Source organism: Halospina sp. K52047b (assembly GCF_008709855.1).
GTDB lineage: Bacteria > Pseudomonadota > Gammaproteobacteria > Pseudomonadales > Oleiphilaceae > Halospina > Halospina utahensis_B.
In genome coordinates this window covers 1-255 of sequence record NZ_VYJH01000041.1, presented here as the reverse complement: position 1 = coordinate 255, position 255 = coordinate 1, and the positions used below count along the sequence as shown (strand labels likewise).

Below are 255 nucleotides of genomic sequence, written 5' to 3'. Positions count from 1 at the left end.
GAGGCCATTGACCTGCAACTGGACAAGTTGGGGGATCCAGAAACCGCGCGGGACGCAGAGAACCAGCTGCAAGGAATCCGAACAGTGTTGGCCGTTCTGCACCCGGAGCACCAGAAAACAACTGCCGGCATAGCGGAGACGATAGCTTTGGCTGCCGGTTACGAGCCGGATCCTTTCGATTACAGCCTCACAGCGCTTGGCGAGCCAGTTTGGAGCGAGGACGACGAGTTCGACTGGGGTGATTGAGGGCGAGCT

The 255-nt window shown here is 59.2% G+C and carries 1 protein-coding gene; it reads left to right on the top strand.

Annotated elements, in window-relative coordinates:
• A partial coding sequence (locus tag F3089_RS15970; protein WP_225741801.1) for a hypothetical protein occupies positions 1-246 on the top strand: 246 nt, incomplete at its 5' end.
• Positions 247-255 lie beyond the last annotated feature (9 nt).